The organism is Streptomyces sp. NPDC048516 (assembly GCF_043199875.1).
Taxonomy (GTDB): domain Bacteria; phylum Actinomycetota; class Actinomycetes; order Streptomycetales; family Streptomycetaceae; genus Streptomyces.
The window spans coordinates 83,631-99,750 of the sequence record NZ_JBICWS010000002.1 but is presented as its reverse complement, the minus strand read 5'-3'; the positions used below and the strand labels follow the sequence as shown (position 1 = coordinate 99,750).

General features: G+C 72.8%; 9 protein-coding genes and 1 riboswitch. Of the genes, 4 read left to right on the top strand and 5 right to left on the bottom strand.

Annotated elements, in window-relative coordinates:
* Window positions 1-38: 38 nt before the first annotated feature.
* Genes ACGFR7_RS04315 through ACGFR7_RS04305 form a run of 3 tightly spaced genes read right to left on the bottom strand, consistent with a single transcriptional unit; the run spans window position 39 to window position 5,238 of the window.
* Window positions 39-1,439, bottom strand: a complete 1,401-nt coding sequence (locus ACGFR7_RS04315; RefSeq protein WP_393312797.1) for a VWA domain-containing protein — start codon at window positions 1,437-1,439, stop codon at window positions 39-41.
* Complete coding sequence (locus ACGFR7_RS04310) at window positions 1,436-4,087, bottom strand: DUF5682 family protein (RefSeq protein ID WP_393312795.1); 2,652 nt, start codon at window positions 4,085-4,087, stop codon at window positions 1,436-1,438. The genes ACGFR7_RS04315 and ACGFR7_RS04310 overlap by 4 nt, the downstream gene beginning before the upstream one ends.
* Window positions 4,084-5,238, bottom strand: coding sequence for an AAA family ATPase (locus ACGFR7_RS04305; protein WP_393312793.1), 1,155 nt, complete (start codon window positions 5,236-5,238; stop codon window positions 4,084-4,086). Before ACGFR7_RS04305 ends, ACGFR7_RS04310 begins: the two co-directional genes overlap by 4 nt.
* Before the next feature lie 167 nt (window positions 5,239-5,405).
* On the opposite strand from ACGFR7_RS04305, the gene ACGFR7_RS04300 reads away from it, so the two are divergent.
* Together ACGFR7_RS04300 and ACGFR7_RS04295 are read left to right on the top strand one after the other, a co-directional pair.
* Window positions 5,406-6,800 (top strand): SWIM zinc finger family protein, encoded by a 1,395-nt coding sequence (locus tag ACGFR7_RS04300; protein WP_393312791.1) that lies wholly within the window; start codon window positions 5,406-5,408, stop codon window positions 6,798-6,800.
* Window positions 6,801-6,891: 91 nt separating this feature from the next.
* Window positions 6,892-8,763 carry a DUF5691 domain-containing protein gene (locus ACGFR7_RS04295; RefSeq protein WP_393312789.1) on the top strand — a complete coding sequence of 624 codons (1,872 nt, stop codon included), beginning with the start codon at window positions 6,892-6,894 and terminating at the stop codon, window positions 8,761-8,763.
* A 125-nt stretch (window positions 8,764-8,888) separates the two neighbouring features.
* Here ACGFR7_RS04295 and ACGFR7_RS04290 read toward each other — a convergent pair whose 3' ends face one another.
* Window positions 8,889-9,347 (bottom strand): cobalamin B12-binding domain-containing protein, encoded by a 459-nt coding sequence (locus ACGFR7_RS04290; protein WP_129294611.1) that lies wholly within the window; start codon window positions 9,345-9,347, stop codon window positions 8,889-8,891.
* A gap of 621 nt (window positions 9,348-9,968) precedes the next feature.
* Here ACGFR7_RS04290 and ACGFR7_RS04285 point away from each other — a divergent pair.
* Both ACGFR7_RS04285 and ACGFR7_RS04280 read left to right on the top strand, forming a co-directional pair.
* The gene (locus ACGFR7_RS04285) at window positions 9,969-10,775 is read left to right on the top strand and encodes an esterase/lipase family protein (RefSeq protein ID WP_393314150.1); all 807 of its coding nucleotides are present in this window, start codon (window positions 9,969-9,971) and stop codon (window positions 10,773-10,775) included.
* Window positions 10,776-11,024: 249 nt separating this feature from the next.
* Window positions 11,025-13,049 (top strand): peptidoglycan DD-metalloendopeptidase family protein, encoded by a 2,025-nt coding sequence (locus tag ACGFR7_RS04280; RefSeq protein ID WP_393312787.1) that lies wholly within the window; start codon window positions 11,025-11,027, stop codon window positions 13,047-13,049.
* Between the two features lie 138 nt (window positions 13,050-13,187).
* On the opposite strand, the gene pcrA is transcribed toward ACGFR7_RS04280, so the two are convergent.
* Complete coding sequence (gene pcrA, locus ACGFR7_RS04275; protein WP_393312785.1) at window positions 13,188-15,638, bottom strand: DNA helicase PcrA; 2,451 nt, start codon at window positions 15,636-15,638, stop codon at window positions 13,188-13,190.
* A 291-nt stretch (window positions 15,639-15,929) separates the two neighbouring features.
* Window positions 15,930-16,114: riboswitch (cyclic di-AMP (ydaO/yuaA leader) on the top strand.
* Window positions 16,115-16,120 lie beyond the last annotated feature (6 nt).

The following is a 16,120-nucleotide window of genomic DNA, read 5'->3' as shown; positions in this document are numbered from 1 at the left end:
AGGTGCCAGGTGCCACGCAAGTCCCCCCGGGGGTCCTGTCACCGTTGTTCCGCCATGTCCGGTATGGGCAGCGGCCGTTTCTCGATCGCGGCCGCCATCACCTCGGGAAACAGGTCCGGGGTGCAGGCGAACGCCGGTGCGCCCAGGGCCGCGAGGGCCGCCGCGTGGTCCCGGTCGTAGGCGGGCGCCCCCTCGTCGGAGAGCGCCAGCAAGGTCACGAACTGCACGCCGGACGCCTTCATCGCGGCGACCCGCTTCAGCATCTCGTCCCGGATGCCGCCCTCGTAGAGGTCGCTGATGAGGACGACTACGGTTTCGGTGGGGCGGGTGATGCGGGACTGGCAGTAGGCGAGTGCACGGTTGATGTCCGTGCCGCCGCCGAGCTGGGTGCCGAAGAGGACGTCCACCGGATCGTCCAGTTGGTCCGTCAGATCGACGACCGAGGTGTCGAAGACGACGAGCCGGGTGTCGAGGGCCCGCATGGAGGCGAGCACCGCGCCGAACACCGAGGCGTAGACGACCGAGGCGGCCATCGAACCGGACTGGTCGATGCAGAGCACCACGTCCTTCTTCACCGACTGCGCCGCGCGGCCGTAGCCGATCAGCCGCTCGGGGACGACCGTGCGGTACTCCGGGAGGTAGCTCTTGAGGTTCGCCCGGATCGTGCGGTCCCAGTCGATATCGCGATGACGCGGCCGGCTGATGCGGGCGGAGCGGTCCAGTGCGCCGGTGAGGGTCGCCCGGGTGCGCTGCGCCAGCTTCTTCTCCAACCGCTCGACGACCTTGCGGACGACGGCGCGGGCGGTCTCCTTGGTGGTCTCCGGCATGACCTTGTTGAGCGAGAGCAGCGTGCCCACCAGATGCACATCCGCCTCGACCGCCTCCAGCATCTCCGGCTCCAGCAGCAGCGCGGACAGCCCCAGCCGGTCGATGGCGTCCCGCTGCATCACCTGCACCACGGAGGACGGGAAGTACGTACGGATGTCGCCGAGCCAGCGCGCCACCCCGGGCGCCGAAGCCCCGAGCCCCGCCGAGCGCCTGCCGCCGGGCGCGGTGCCGCCACTGCCCTTTTCTCGGCCGTAGAGCGAGGCCAGCGCCCCGTCCATCGCCGCGTCCCGTCCCCGGAGTTCACACCCCGTACCGTCCGCACCGCCACCACCGAGCACCAGCCGCCAGCGGCGCAGCCGTTCGGCCTCGGGGGTGGCGGTAGGGGCGCCCGTGGGAGCGGGAGCAAGGCCGGCGGCGTGCGCGGGGTCCGGGGCTGCCGTGGGGGCGGCGGCCGTGCTCGTTGCGCTCGCCGGGGTCGCGGTCGTGCTCGTTGCGCTCGCCGGGGCGGCAGTCGTGTTCGTTGCGCTCGCCGGGGCCGCGGTCATGCTCGTTGCGCTCGCCGGGGCGGTGGTCGTATCCGTCGTCGTCGGGTCCGGTGTCGGGTGGGTCATGTCCGTGCCCCCGTGAGGTCGTCGGCCGGTCGGGTGGTGTCCGGTGGATCGTCGGCCGGCCGCTCGCCGGGCTCGTCGCCGAAGCCGGGCGCTGCGATCCCCAGCAGCAGGCGCAGGGTGGGGAGGACGGCCGCGGCGCGGTCGCGGTCCAGGCCGGGGCCGAAGCCGGGCGCCGCGGCGTCCGGCGTCCCGCCTGCCGGGTGCCGGGACGGGGCGGTGGGGCCGCGGCGGACGAGTTCGCCGAGGGTGCGCCGCACACCGGCCTCGTACTCGGCGAAGGTCCGGCGCAGCAGTGGCAGGACGTCCGTGAACGCGGCGTCCGGCACACCGGTCAGCCAGCCGTCGACCAGCGCGAGCAGCCGTTCGTCATGGACCAGCAGCATGCCGCCGTCCCCGCCGCCGACGAATCCCTCGATCCAGCCGGCCGCGTCGGTGGGCGGGGTGCCCGGCGAGAGGGCGAGCCCCATCAGCCGTTCCGCTCCCCTGTCGCCCAACTCCCCCTCATCGAGCAGCAGTCTGGCCGCCCGCCCGCGGATCAGGCCCGGTACCGCGTCCCGTTCACTCATCGCCCGCAGCACCCCGGCCCACCGCTTCCGCAGATGCTGCGGTTCGGACTGCGGTCGGGACTGTGGGCCGGGCTGTGGGCCGGTCTCCGGTCCGCTCTCCGATCCGGTCTCCGATCCGGTCTCCGGCCCGCTCTCCGGTCCGGTCTGCTGCCCGACCTGCTGCCCGACCTGCTGCCCGGTCTGTGGCTGGCCGAGGAGGCCGACGGCCTGGTGGGTGGCGTCGAGATGGCGGCGCAGGTCGGCGGCGCCGTCGGCATCCAGGCCCAGGCAGGCGGGTGGCAGGCCGACGAAGACCCGCTCGGCCAGGCCCGTCGCCACCTCGCGCAACGCCGCGGCGTCCGTGCCGCGCACATCGCCGTAGCGCACGGACCGTACGAGGGCGGGCAGTGCCTGGGCGAGATGGCCCACGTCCGCGTCGAGCGCCGCACGGTCCGACAGCGCCCGCATCACCACCGGGAGGGCGTCGGGGAGTCCGGCCAGCAGGCAGCGCTCGGCGAGCGCCGTGACCTCGGCGAGCGTGGCCGCCCCGGCCGCCTCGGCCGCGGCCTTGGCCGTGGCGGCCGAGAGCACGGTCGTGCCCCAGATGCCGGCCTCCGCGACCCGCACCGACAGTTCGGGCTCCCAGCGCAACCGCCAGGTCTCCCGGAACGTGCCGGTGCTGCCGCGGGAGCGCTCGGGCTCGCCCCACGGGATGCCGAGCAGCCGGAGCCGGTGCAGCAGGCGGCTGCGGCCGGCGTCGGTCTCCTTGCGCAGGTCCAGCGCCAGTTCCCGTTCCGAGGCCTCCGGTTTGAGCCGCAGCGTCCGCTGGCTGCGGGTGAGGTCCCGTTGCAGCGGCACCGCGGGGGCGTCCTGGGGAACCTCGCCCAGCACCTCCCCCACCACCAGCCGGTCGTGGATCAGCGAGGACGGCGCGTCGGAGCCCTCCCCCATCACGGCCCGGACCGCGTCGTTCAGTTCCGTCAGCCCGGCCAGCGGGCGGCCGCGTACCGTGGCCAGCCCCTCGGCGAGCCGCACCGCTTCGATGACATGGGCCGACGAGACCGCGTAGTCCTCTTCGCGGAGCAGCCCGGCGACCTTGGTCAGCCAGCGTTCCACGGGGCGGTCGGGGGCGCCGAAGAGGTGGCCGTACCAGCCCGGTGAGGCGATACCGGCGCCGTAGCCGCTGTGGCGGGAGAGGCGTTGGTGCGTCCAGGGCACCCAGGTCACCGCCGCCTTCACCTTCGGCAGGCCCTTGAGCACCTGCCGGTCGGCGGCCATGGTGGTGCGCCGCGCCAGCGCCGGTACGTGCCAGGCACCGCACACCACGGCGATACCGTCCCCGAACTCCTTTCGGGCGGCGCGCAGTCGTAGCCGCATATGGGCCTCGCGCACCGGATCACGGTCATGGCCGCCGTCCCCGTACGCCTCGCGCAGCGCCCCCATCGCCTCGGCCAGCGCCGCGAACGGAGCCAGCGCATCCGCACCGGCGCCCCCTCCGGCCCCCGCTCCTTCCGCGCCCCCGCGGTGTTCGACCACGTCCTCCCACCAGCGCTCGGGATCGTCGTACCCGGCCGTCTCTGCCAGCACCCGGATCGGATCGACCCGCACCTCTGCTGCCTCGGCGGGTACCTCCTCCTGCTCCTGTCCGGCGACGGGAGACCCGTCGGCCGGAGACCCGTCGGCCGAAAGCCTGCCGGCCGGAGGCGCACCGGTCGTAAGCCCGTCGTCCGGCCTCTCACCGGCCACCGGCTCCTCACCGGACACCGGCCCCTCGCCGTCCCCCATCGCCAGGGAGTGCGCCGCGGGCAGGTCGATGAAGCGGACGGGGATGCCGCGCTCCAGTGCCCAGCGCATCGCCACCCACTCCGGGGAGAACTCGGCCAGCGGCCAGAACGCCGCGCGGCCGGGATCGTCCGTTGCATGGGCGAGCAGCGCGACGGGCGGACGCATCCCCTCCTGGGCGGCCAGCGGCACCAGTGCGTCCGCCTCCGGTGGCCCCTCGATCAGGACCGCGTCCGGCATGCACTGGTCGAGGGCGGCACGCACCGCCCGCGCCGAGCCGGGGCCGTGATGCCGCACCCCGAGCAGCACCGGCCCGGTCATGCGCTCACCTCACGGCAGGCGCGGTAGAAGTCCTTCCAGCCGTCGCGCTCGCGCACCACGGTCTCCAGGTACTCCTGCCATACGACCCGGTCCGCCGCCGGATCGCGGACCACGGCCCCCAGGATGCCCGCGGCCACGTCCCCTGCGCGCAGCACACCGTCCCCGAAGTGGGTGGCCAGCGCCAGCCCGTTCGTCACCACCGAGATGGCCTCGGCCGTGGAGAGGGTGCCGGACGGCGACTTGAGCTTCGTGCGGCCGTCGGAGGTGAGGCCGGCCCGCAGCTCGCGGAAGACCGTGACGACCCGGCGGATCTCGTCCAGCCCCTCAGGACCGGCCGGGAGGTCCAGCGAGCGCCCGATCTGCTCGACGCGGCGCGAGACGATGTCCACCTCTTCGCCGGGGGTCGCGGGCAGCGGCAGTACGACGGTGTTGAAGCGGCGGCGCAGTGCGCTGGAGAGTTCATTGACGCCGCGGTCGCGGTCGTTGGCGGTGGCGATCAGGTTGAAGCCGCGGACCGCCTGCACCTCCTGCCCCAGCTCCGGGATGGGCAGGGTCTTTTCCGACAGGACCGTGATGAGCGTGTCCTGGACGTCGGCGGGGATACGGGTCAGTTCCTCGACCCGTGCGGTCATGCCCTGTGCCATCGCGCGCATCACCGGGCTGGGCACCAGCGCCTCGCGGCTGGGGCCATCGGCGAGCAGCCGGGCGTAGTTCCAGCCGTAGCGGATCGCCTCTTCGGGGGTGCCGGCCGTGCCCTGGACCAGCAGGGTGGAGTCGCCGCTGACGGCCGCCGCCAGATGCTCGGACACCCAGGTCTTCGCGGTGCCGGGCACGCCCAGCAGGAGCAGTGCGCGATCCGTCGCCAGGGTCGTCACGGCGACCTCGACGATCCGGCGCGGGCCGACGTACTTGGGGGTGATGACCGTGCCGTCCGCGAGGGTGCCGCCGAGGAGATAGGTCGCGACCGCCCACGGCGAGAGCCGCCAGCGCTCCGGGCGCGGCCGGTCGTCGGCCGCCGCGAGGGCCTTCAGCTCCGCCGCGAAACTTTCCTCGGCGTGCGGTCGCAGCGCTTCGCCGCCCGCGCCCTGTGGCGCCGTCCCACCGTTCGCATCGGTCTCGTCGTCCGTCGTCTTGAAGCTGTTCTCGGACATGGTCCCCCCTCGTCGCGACGTCTGCGGCCGGGACGGCGAAATCCCTGCGGCCGCTTGCGGAATCAAGCCTGCACCACGCCACTGACAATCCCCCGAAAACCCGCCCTGGCCTGCGAGTTCATCGTGATCTACGGCGATTGTCAGTGGGGCGTCGTAGCGTCGAAGACATGAATCCGCAGGGGGAACGCTGGACGACGGATCAGGTGCTCGCGCTGGCGCCTGACGAGGCCTCACGCAGGGCGGGCGGCAGGCTCGCGGCGCCGGGGCCGTGGTCGGAAACGGGCGCGGACGCGAGCGCGGTGTGGGGCCAGTGCAAGGGCAGCGGCAAGAAGCCGTATCAAACGGTCGTGGATCTCAACGGCCCCGCCTTCAAGTGCAGTTGCCCGAGCCGCAAATTTCCGTGCAAGCACGCGCTGGGGCTGCTGCTGCTCTGGGCGGGCGGCGGCCGGGAGGTGGCGGCGGGGGAACCGGCACCGTGGGCGGGCGAGTGGCTGGCCGGACGCCGGGAGCGCGCCGAGCGGTCCGCGGGCCCGGCCCCGGGCGGCGGCGCTCCCTCGCGGGCGCCTGCCGACCCGGAGGCCGCCAAGCGGCGGGCGGAGCGCCGGATGCAGCGGATCGGTGCCGGTGCGACGGAGCTGGAGCAGCGCCTGGAGGATCTGCTGCAGTCCGGACTGGCCTCGGCCGGCCGCGCCGACGGGGAGACCTCCCGGCCGGGCGGTGGCGGAGGGGGCTCCTGGGGCGGGACGGCCGCCCGCATGGTCGACGCCCAGGCGCCCGGACTCGCCTCGCGGGTGCGCGAGCTGAGTGCGGCCGTGGCGTCCGGCCCCAACTGGCCGGCCCGGCTGCTGGAGGAGTGCGCCCTGCTGCACCTCCTCGACCAGGGGTTCCTCGGTATCGAGCGGCTGCCGGCCCCGCTCGCGGCGACGGTCCGCTCCCGCGTGGGGCTGACCACGGAAGCGGCGGACCTGCTGAGCGGCCCCGAGGCGGCGACGGTCCGGGACCGCTGGCTGGTGCTCGCCCAACAGGACACCGATGACGGCACGTTGATCACCCGCAGAATCTTCCTCCGGGGCGAGCGGACCGGCCGGATGGCGCTGCATCTCTCCTTCGGCGGCGGTGCCCACCGCCCGCTGGATCTGGCCCTGCCCCCCGGTCTGGTGCTCGATGCGGACCTCGCCTACTACCCCGGCGCCCGCCCGCTGCGCGCCGCCCTGGGCGAGCGGCACGCCCCCGCGGTCCCGGGTCCCGTGCCCTCCGGCTGCGGTATCGACGCCGCCCTGGCCGCGTACGGCGACGCTCTGCGCGACGACCCGTGGCTGGATTCCTGGCCGGTGGTGCTCGCCGAGGTCACACCGATCCCCGGCCGCGACGGGACCAGCTGGCAACTGGCCGACGCGGACGGGGAGTCGGCGCTGCCGCTGGACCCGCACGGTCCGGGACAGACGGGCCTGTGGCAGCTGGCCGCCATATCGGGCGGCGCGCCGATCACGGTCTTCGGCGAATGCGGCCACCGCGGCTTCCTGCCGCTGACCGCCTGGGACCCGGCCCCGGTGTCCCTGTGACCCGGGCCCCCGCCGCACCGCCGACCAGCCCCCTCACCCCCGCCACCCGCCGGCCGCACCCACCGTCCACCACCGACCCCGGAGGAAGGGCATGACGACCACCACCAGTCCCACTTCACCTGCTTCACTTGCTTCACCCACCTCACCCGCTTCACCCACTCCCGCACCCGCACCCGCGCCCACATCCGCCACTCCTCCTCCCCCCGCCCCCACCCCGACCGCCCCAGCCCCGTGGGCCGATCTCGTGAGCGCCGCGCTCCTCGGGACCGAGCGGCGGACGCCGCCGGTGGCGGTGCGGTCCGGGCAGGGCGCCGCGGCCGCACTGCTGGACGCGGCCGCGGTGAGCACGGTGCGCCGCCGCGCCGCGCTGCGCCCCGCCCCGGCCGGCGAACGCCCCGCCCCGGCCCCGGCCGACCCACGGCCCCCGCTGCCGCCCGCCGCGCGCCGCCGACTGGCCCTGCTGCTCGCCGACCGCGGTGGCAGCGGCGGCAGCCGCCGCGGCACGGCCCCCGACCTCACCGAACTGCTCCCCCAGTGGCTGGCCGCCGCGGGTGAGTACGGCTACCGGGCCCCGGAGGCGCTGCTGCCCGCACTGCTCGACGCGGCCCGCGCCCGTACGGACCTGCGGCCCGCCGCGCTGGCGCTGGCGGGGCCGCGCGCCCTGTGGCTGGCGGGACTCAACGCGGAGTGGAAGTTCGCGCTCCGGGGGATCGGCGGCCCGGCCGAGCTCTCCGGCGACGACGGCCCCGGCGGTTCCGACGGCCCCGACGCCCCCGACGGCGTACGACGCCGGTGGGAGGAGGGCCTGTTCGCGGAGCGGGTCGCGCTGCTGACCGCGCTGCGCCGTCAGGACCCGGGGGCCGGCCTGGCACTGCTGTCCACGACCTGGCCCACGGAGCGGGCCGAGGATCGTCTGATGTTCCTCGACTCGCTGCGTGACGGGCTCTCGACGGCTGATGAGCCCTTCCTGGAACAGGCGCTGTCCGACCGCAGCCGGAACGTCCGCGCCACGGCCGCCGAACTGCTTTCCACACTGCCCGGATCCGCCCTCGCGGCCCGGATGGCGCAGCGCGCGCACACCTGTGTCGGCCTGGACCGTACGGCCGGTGCACCGGCGATCGCCGTGGAGGCGCCGCACGAGTGCGATGCGGGGATGCAGCGGGACGGCGTGGCACCCAAGCCGCCCTCCGGGCGGGGTGAACGGTCCTGGTGGCTGGTCCAGTTGGTGGAGGCAGCCCCGCTGGGTGGATGGCACGCCCGTTTCGGGGGCCGCGACGCGGCGGCGATCGTCGCGCTGCCGGTGGGCGACGACTGGCGGACGGAGCTGCACGACGCCTGGTGCCGCGCCGCGGTGCGCCAGCGGAACACCGACTGGGCGCGGGCGCTGCTGGGTGCGCCGGGCGCTCCGTCCCAGGCGGCCGAGGTCGCGCCGGCCGGCTCGTCGCGTGACCTGACCAAGCTGCTGACCGTACTGCCCGATGCCGAACGCGCCCGGTGGGTCGCGGAGTTCATCGCGGCCCACGGACTGTCGGAGTCCTTCCGGATGCTCGGCGTGTGCGCGGTCCCCTGGGCCGAACCGCTCGGCGGGGCCGTCGTGGATGCCCTGGACATCGCCCGGGACGCGGGCAGCTACCCGTGGAGCTTCAGCGGGGTGATGGGCCTGGCCGAGCGCTGCCTGGACCCGGCGGCGGCAGACCGCCTCGCCATGCTCACCGCCGTCACGGACGAGCCGGAGGGTGCCTCACCGGGCTCCGGCGGCTACTGGTCCGAGGCCTTCCAGCGCCTGGTCGGCACCCTGCGCCTGCGCGCCACCATGCAGGCCGAACTCGCCCCGGCACCAACCGGCCACGAGGGCACGGGCGACAGCGGCACAGGCACCGACATCGACCCCGACACCCGCCCCTCTACCGCCACCCCCGCCCACGGCCCGGTCCGGACCACGAGACAGCCCCTCGCCCCATGACCCTCCGCTTGCCCCTCCGCGCCGGAACCGCCCGCGCCCCGGCCGGCCGGGCCGACCCGGCCACCCGCGCCGCCCGGCTGTCCCGTGGCGCAGACCTGCCCTATGGCTCAGCCCTGCCCTATGGCTCAGACCGCCAGCGAGCGCACATTCGCGTTGACCCACTCCACGATCGAAGCGGTCGTCGCGCCCGGCGTGAAGATCTCCGCGACGCCCTGCGCCTTGAGCGGGGCGATGTCGTCCTCGGGGATGATGCCGCCGCCAAAGACCTTGATGTCCGCCGCGTCGCGCTCCTCCAGGAGGGCGATGACCTTCGCGAAGAGGGTGTTGTGCGCGCCGGAGAGGATGGACAGTCCGATTGCGTCGGCGTCCTCCTGGATCGCGGTGTCGACGATCTGCTCCGGGGTCTGGTGCAGCCCGGTGTAGATCACCTCCATACCGGCGTCGCGCAGCGCCCGCGCGATGACCTTGGCGCCCCGGTCGTGCCCGTCCAGGCCCGGCTTGGCCACGACCACACGGATCGGACCCGACCTGCCCGCCGTGCCCTGGCTCCCCGCTTGCGCTCCGTCATGCCGAGCCACACTCATCACTGCCTCCAAGCCATGCACGGCACTGTGGTGCCGCCGAGCCGACAATCGATCGCGCGACCGCGATCCGGCGGCCACGAGCGTGAACGAACGTTATCGCCAGCATCCCGTACCCAGCCGTTTCGTGACATCCGGGGAGGGGGAAATCACACCTGGGACACGTTCGCTACGCGCCGTGTTCCGCGTGTCGTACCGCCCCGGCCGGGCGGATCCGTACGCGCGGGACGGGCGCTCGGGGAGTCGCAGCCGGGCCACCGCGCCGCCGGGCGCGCATCAGGGCGGGTACGCCGCATGCCCGCCGTCGCTGCTCATGGCTTCCCACGAGGGCATACGGGGGTCGAAGCCGCCTCCCGCGTGCCGTTCGGGAGGTCGGCCATGCAGGCCCTGCCCTTTCTCTCCGCACCCCTTCTGTCCGCACCCTTTCGCTCCGCACCCCTTCTCTCCGCTCCCTTTCTCTGCGCACCCCTTCTCTCCGCACCCTTTCTCTGCGCACCCCTTCTCTCCGCACCCCTGGCCTCTGCACCCCTGCTCTTCGCGCGCCTTTTCGCCGCACCCTTCCGGCGCGCACGCCGGCTCCCCACCCCCGCCTCTCCCCTGCTCCTGCGCAGCACGGCCGTGGAGCTGGCGGTCCTCGCAGGCCACCTCCTCCTCTATCCGACCGGCATTTCCCGGGAACGCCCCGTGCCACCACCCGCACCGCACTCCGCCGCGGGGGCCCCGGAGGAACACCCGGCACCGGAGACCGTGCAGCCCGCCCCCGGCGCGCCGTCGATGCTGCCGACCGAGGGCCGGGCCCATCCGCCGGTGCTCCTGCTCCACGGCTTCATCGACAACCGCTCCGTCTTCCTGCTGCTGCGCCGCTCGCTGCACCGGCACGGCTGGCGTCATGTCGAAGCGCTCAACTACTCGCCGCTGACCTGTGATCTCCGCAAGGCGGCCGAGCTGCTGAGCCGCCATGTGGAGGAGGTGTGCGCGCGGACCGGGCATCGCCGGGTGGACCTCGTGGGCCACAGCCTGGGCGGGCTCATCGCCCGCTATTACGTGCAGCGGCTCGGCGGCGACACCCGCGTCCGTACGCTGATCACGCTCGGCACCCCGCACTCCGGGACCGTCATCGCCCCCCTGATGTCGGCGCACCCGATCGTCCGCCAAATGCGCCCCGATTCCGAGGTGATTACGGAGTTGTCGCTTCCGGCGCCGCATTGCCGGACGCACTTTGTCGCTTTCTGGAGCGAGGAAGACCGGGTGATGGTCCCCGCCACGACGGCCAGAATCAATCATCCGGATTTGCATGCGGACAACGTGCATGTCGCCGGTGTCGGACATCTCGCGCTACCGGTCAGCGGCACCGTCGCCGCCGGCATACGCGAGGCGCTGACCTCGGCACAGACCGCGGAAGGAGCCGCGGACGTCATTTCGGTGGCCTGACCCCGGCGGGTGAGGACGGCTCGGCTCCCGTCCCGCGCGACGCCGAAACGGCGCCACAACGCCTACCTGATCTTGACGTGTTGTCGAACAAGAGTCGAACGGGGCGCCAAGAGCTCGCATGGGGACTGCCGAAAGGCGGCCAAATGCCCGGTCTCGCCGAGCCCAAAACCTGTTGAAGATTGTCGCCGCCGCGTACCGCCGGGTACAGTCGCCGCTAATTCTCCTGCTGCCGAGGCGAAAGAGAAGTTGGTGAACGACCGTCACCCATCGGGGGCTCAGCTCCCGACCGGATCCGCTTCCGACGCCTCGTATGCGCACTATCCCGCTTACGACTCCTACGGGCAGCAGCTCCCCCCGTCGGGCAACGCCGAATACGGCGACGGCGACCCGCTCTTCGGCTCGCTTCCCGGTTCGTACGAGACCGGTATGTACGACACCGGCACTTACGACACCGCCGACTACGGCACCGGGACGTACGACACCGGTACCCACAGCGCGGGCGCCTATGGCATGAGTGCCTACGGCACGGGCACCTTCCACACCGGTGCGTACGACACGGGTGCATACGACACAGGTGCGTACGCGGCGGGCGACGGCTACGCCACCGGCGCCTATGACACCGGCAGCTACGACACCGGCAGCTACGCCTCGCCGCAGTGGGACACCGGTTCCTACGAGACCGGTTCCTACGAGACCGGCGTCTACGAGACCGGTTCCTACGCCGTCACCGACCCGCACTCGGCCGCCGCGGGCTACGACCCTTACGCACACACCTCGTACGAGTCCCCGGCGCAGGACCCGGCCGCGTACGCGTCTCCCGCCTACGACACGTCGGCCACCGCGTACGGGCACGCCGCATACGAAGCCACCGCCTACGGGCACGGCGGGTACGACACCGGGAGCTTCCCCACCGGCACGTATGACACCGGGAGTTACGCCACCGGCGCATACGAGACACCTGGCGACTTCGAGTCCACCGGCGGCTTCGAGGCCGTCGGCCGGCAGGCCACCGCCCTCCGGGAGACCGCCCTCCGGGAGACCGCCCTCCAGGAGACCGCCCTCCAGGAGACCGCGAGCTACGAGGCCACGGCGGTCTGGCCCACCACGGACCGGAACCTGATCGCCGGCATCCCGGCCCAGGCCGGCCCGCCCCCGAACGACACCGTCCAATGGGACACCACCGCGTGGGGCGAAACCCCGCACTTCGACACCGGTCGGCCCGCCACCGGTCAGGGCGATGCCGGCCAGGGCGACACCGGTCAGCTCGACTTCACCCAGCTCGACGTCGGTCAGCTCGACGTGAGCCGGCTCGATACCCAGCAGTTCAACGCCGACGGCTTCGAGACCGACGTTTTCGAGGCCGGCCGGCCCGGGGCCGACGGCGGCTCCCCCGGCGGGGACCCTCGCTCCGACGGCGCCACCGACACCGGCAATGCCGCTTCCGTGGCGGAGGCCATGACGCAGGCCATGCCGGTCACCGCTGCGCCCCCTACCGCACGGCGGGTCCCCGGACCGGGCACCGGGAAGGCCGTCCGTGGCCGCGGCCGGAAGCGCCCGGTGAAGCGGTCGGCACTGCTGACCGTCGCCGTCCCCTCGGTCGCCGCCATGGGCGTGTGCGCCGTGGCCGCCGCGTCCGTCACCGGATTCACCGGGGACGACAAGAGCGAGGCGACCGCTCAGGCCGCGCCTGACGCGGGCGCCGTCAAACCGTCCGCGGCCAACAACAAGCTCGACACCCAGCTCGCCGGACTCAGCGCCAGCGCCGACGACTTCCGCGACCGGGCGAGCCGCACCCAGGAGCGGATCGACCTCAAGGAGCGCCAGAAGCTGGAGCGCAAGCGCAAGGCGGAGGAGGCGGCCCGCAAGGAGGCCGCCCGCCCCAAGTTCGTCCTGCCGGTCACCCAGCACGGGCTGAGCGCCACCTTCGGCCAGGCCGGGGTGAACTGGATGTCCGTGCACACCGGCATCGACTTCCCGGTCAGCTACGGCACGCCCGTCATGTCCGCCACCGACGGCACCATCCGCACCCAGTGGAACTCCGCCTACGGGAACATGGCGATCGTGACCGCGCCCGACGGCACCGAGACGTGGTACTGCCATCTGAGCAGCACCAAGATCCGGTCCGGGTCGGTCAAGGCCGGTGACCAGATTGCCTATTCGGGTAACTCCGGCAACTCCACGGGACCGCATCTGCACTTCGAGGTGCGCCCCGGCGGCGGCGGAGCGGTCGACCCGCAGCCGTGGCTGCGCGATCACGGCCTCAACCCGAACTGAAGCACGGCCTCCACCCGCACCGACCGGCGTTCCACCGTGTCCAGCCGTGCCGCCGGGTCGAGCCGTGCCGCCGGGTCGAGCCGTTCCACCGGGTGACGATTCCCGTCACCCGGCGTCACCCGGCCCGCGCGGTCCCCGCTACAGCTTCTCCACCGGCGCGTACCGCAGCAGCAGCCGCTTCGGCTTCTCGCCGCCGAAGTCGATCGTCGCCTCGGCGTTGTCGCCGCTGCCCTTGACGCCGACGACCGTGCCGAGCCCGAAGCTGTCGTGGGTGACCCGGTCGCCGATGGTCAGGGAGACCACCGGACGGTCGCCGGCGCGGCGGGTCGCGAAGCCGCTGGGGCCCTTGGCGCGCGCCGACGAGAGCGTGGAGCCGAAGCCTCCGCCGCCCGCCGACATGCCGCCCATGGACGCGGACGGCGTCGCCGGGCCCGTGCGCTTCCACTCCACGTGGTCGGCCGGGATCTCCTCCAGGAACCGGGAGGGCGGGTTGTACGAGGGCTGGCCCCAGGCGCTGCGCATCGTCGAGCGGGTGACGTAGAGCCGCTGGCGGGCGCGGGTGATGCCGACATAGGCCAGCCGGCGTTCCTCCTCCAGCTCCTTGGTCTGGCCCAGCGAGCGCATGTGCGGGAAGACGCCGTCCTCCAGGCCGGTCAGGAAGACGGTCGGGAACTCCAGGCCCTTGGCGGTGTGCAGCGTCATGAGGGTGATCACGCCGCTGCCCTCCTCGTCCTCGTCCGGGATCTGGTCGGAGTCGGCGACCAGCGCGACCTGCTCCAGGAAGTCGGAGAGCGTGCCCGGATTGTCCTCGCCACGGTCCTGCTCGAACTCCAGGGCCACGGCGGCGAGTTCCTGGAGGTTTTCGATCCGGGTCTCGTCCTGGGGGTCGGTGGAGGCCTGGAGTTCGGCGAGGTAGCCCGTGCGCTCCAGGACGGCCTCCAGGATGGTGGCGGGACCGGCACCGGACTCGACGATGGTGCGCAGCTCCTCCATGAGGACGTTGAAGCGCTTGACGGCGTTGGCGGAGCGGGCCGCCATGCCGTACGCCTCGTCGACCCGGCGCAGCGCCTGCGGGAAGGTGATCTTCTCGCGCGTCGACAGGGCGTCGATCATCGCCTCGGCGCGATCGCCGATGCCGCGCTTGGGGACGTTCAGGATGCGGCGGAGCGGGACGGTGTCCTCGGGGTTGCTGAGCACTCGCAGATAGGCGAGGACATCGCGGACCTCCTTGCGCTCGTAGAAGCGCACCCCGCCGACGACCTTGTAGGGCAGCCCGACCCGGATGAAGATCTCTTCGAAGACCCGGGACTGGGCGTTGGTGCGGTAGAAGACCGCGACGTCGCCGGCCTTGGCGTCACCGGCGTCGGTCAGCCGGTCGATCTCGTCGGCGACGAACTGCGCCTCGTCGTGCTCGGTGTCGGCGACATAGCCGGTGATCTTGGGACCGGCCCCGGCGTCCGTCCAGAGGTTCTTGGGGCGGCGGTTCTCGTTGCGCTCGATGACGGCGTTGGCGGCGGACAGGATCGTCTGCGAGGAGCGGTAGTTCTGCTCCAGCAGGATCGTGGTCGCGTCCGGGTAGTCCTCCTCGAACTGGAGGATGTTGCGGATCGTGGCACCGCGGAAGGCGTAGATCGACTGGTCGGCGTCACCGACGACGCACAGCTCGGCGGCGGTCTCGGCGGGGCCGACCAGCTCACGGACGAGGGTGTACTGGGCGTGGTTGGTGTCCTGGTACTCGTCGACGAGGACGTGGCGGAAGCGGCGGCGGTAGTGCTCGGAGACGTCCGGGAAGGCCTGGAGCAGATTGACCGTCGTCATGATGATGTCGTCGAAGTCCAGGGCGTTGGCCTCGCGCAGCCGGGCCTGGTACATCGCGTACGCCTCGGCGAGAGTCTTCTCAAAGCCGTCGGCGGCGGTCCCGGCGAAGGTCTCCTCGTCGATGAGCTCGTTCTTGAGGTTGGAGATCTTCGCGCTGAAGGACTTGGGCGGGTAGCGCTTGGGGTCCAGGTCCAGATCGCGGCAGACCAGGGCCATCAGGCGCTTGGAGTCGGCGGCGTCGTAGATGGAGAAGGAGGAGGTGAAGCCCAGCTTCTTGGACTCGCGGCGCAGGATGCGCACGCAGGCGCTGTGGAAGGTGGAGACCCACATGGCGTTGGCGCGCGGGCCGACCAGCTCCTCGACGCGCTCCTTCATCTCGCCGGCGGCCTTGTTCGTGAACGTGATCGCGAGGATCTGGCCGGGGTGGACATGGCGCTCGGCGAGCAGATGAGCGATGCGGTGGGTGAGCACCCGGGTCTTGCCGGAGCCGGCACCGGCGACGATCAGCAGCGGGCCGCCCGTGTGCACCACGGCGGCCTTCTGCTCGTCGTTGAGCCCTTCCAGCAGCGTCGCCGGGTCGAGGACGGGACGGGCCGCACCGTCGCGGTAGTACGCCTCTCTGGGCGGGGGCGCGTCGAACCTCCCGCCGAAGAGGTCGGCAGGGATCTCCTCCGGGGCCGGGCCGTGCTCGTCCTCGGGGGGCGGAGGGTGCTCCTCCTCGCCCTTGTGGCCGAGGTCCGCCAGGAAGCTGTCGTCAAAGAGGCTGCTCATCGCCCACCGAGTCTAGGCCGCCGCACTGACAGCCCGCGGCCCAGTAGCCGATTGCGGCCCGCTTTCACCGCGGGCCGTGGCACCGCGGCAGGTCAGGGCGTCCGGGGCCGGCGCAAACCGGTCGGCGGCTCCTCTACCCGAATCCGACATCTGCCATGACAACCCTCGCATCGCGTTCAGGTCACAAAAAGGTTTCGGGCATATCGAACATCAGCCTTCACAGGAGCCACACGAGTTGGCTAACGTCCTCGCTCAGGCAGCCCGCCTCCCCGTGGACGACAGCGTCCGCACGGGCCGCCCACGCCGAGTCCGGCCCTGCCTTCGGGCAACCGGAGCCGGGGACCCACCAGCACCACCGGGGTGAATCGATCCGGACAGCCGTCGCCAGCGGGCATCCGGACCGTAGGGCAAGCCTTCCGTCAGCGACACCGCCCGAACCCGACAGCTAACCCGGTAGGCGGTCCACGGAAGGAGTCGCCGGC

Coding starts and splice junctions, on each gene's coding strand:
- ACGFR7_RS04315 (WP_393312797.1), bottom strand. CDS start 1,439: ATGACCCACCCGACACCGGACCCGACGACGACGGATACGACCACCGCC.
- ACGFR7_RS04310 (WP_393312795.1), bottom strand. CDS start 4,087: ATGACCGGGCCGGTGCTGCTCGGGGTGCGGCATCACGGCCCCGGCTCG.
- ACGFR7_RS04305 (WP_393312793.1), bottom strand. CDS start 5,238: ATGTCCGAGAACAGCTTCAAGACGACGGACGACGAGACCGATGCGAAC.
- ACGFR7_RS04300 (WP_393312791.1), top strand. CDS start 5,406: ATGAATCCGCAGGGGGAACGCTGGACGACGGATCAGGTGCTCGCGCTG.
- ACGFR7_RS04295 (WP_393312789.1), top strand. CDS start 6,892: ATGACGACCACCACCAGTCCCACTTCACCTGCTTCACTTGCTTCACCC.
- ACGFR7_RS04290 (WP_129294611.1), bottom strand. CDS start 9,347: ATGAGTGTGGCTCGGCATGACGGAGCGCAAGCGGGGAGCCAGGGCACG.
- pcrA (WP_393312785.1), bottom strand. CDS start 15,638: ATGAGCAGCCTCTTTGACGACAGCTTCCTGGCGGACCTCGGCCACAAG.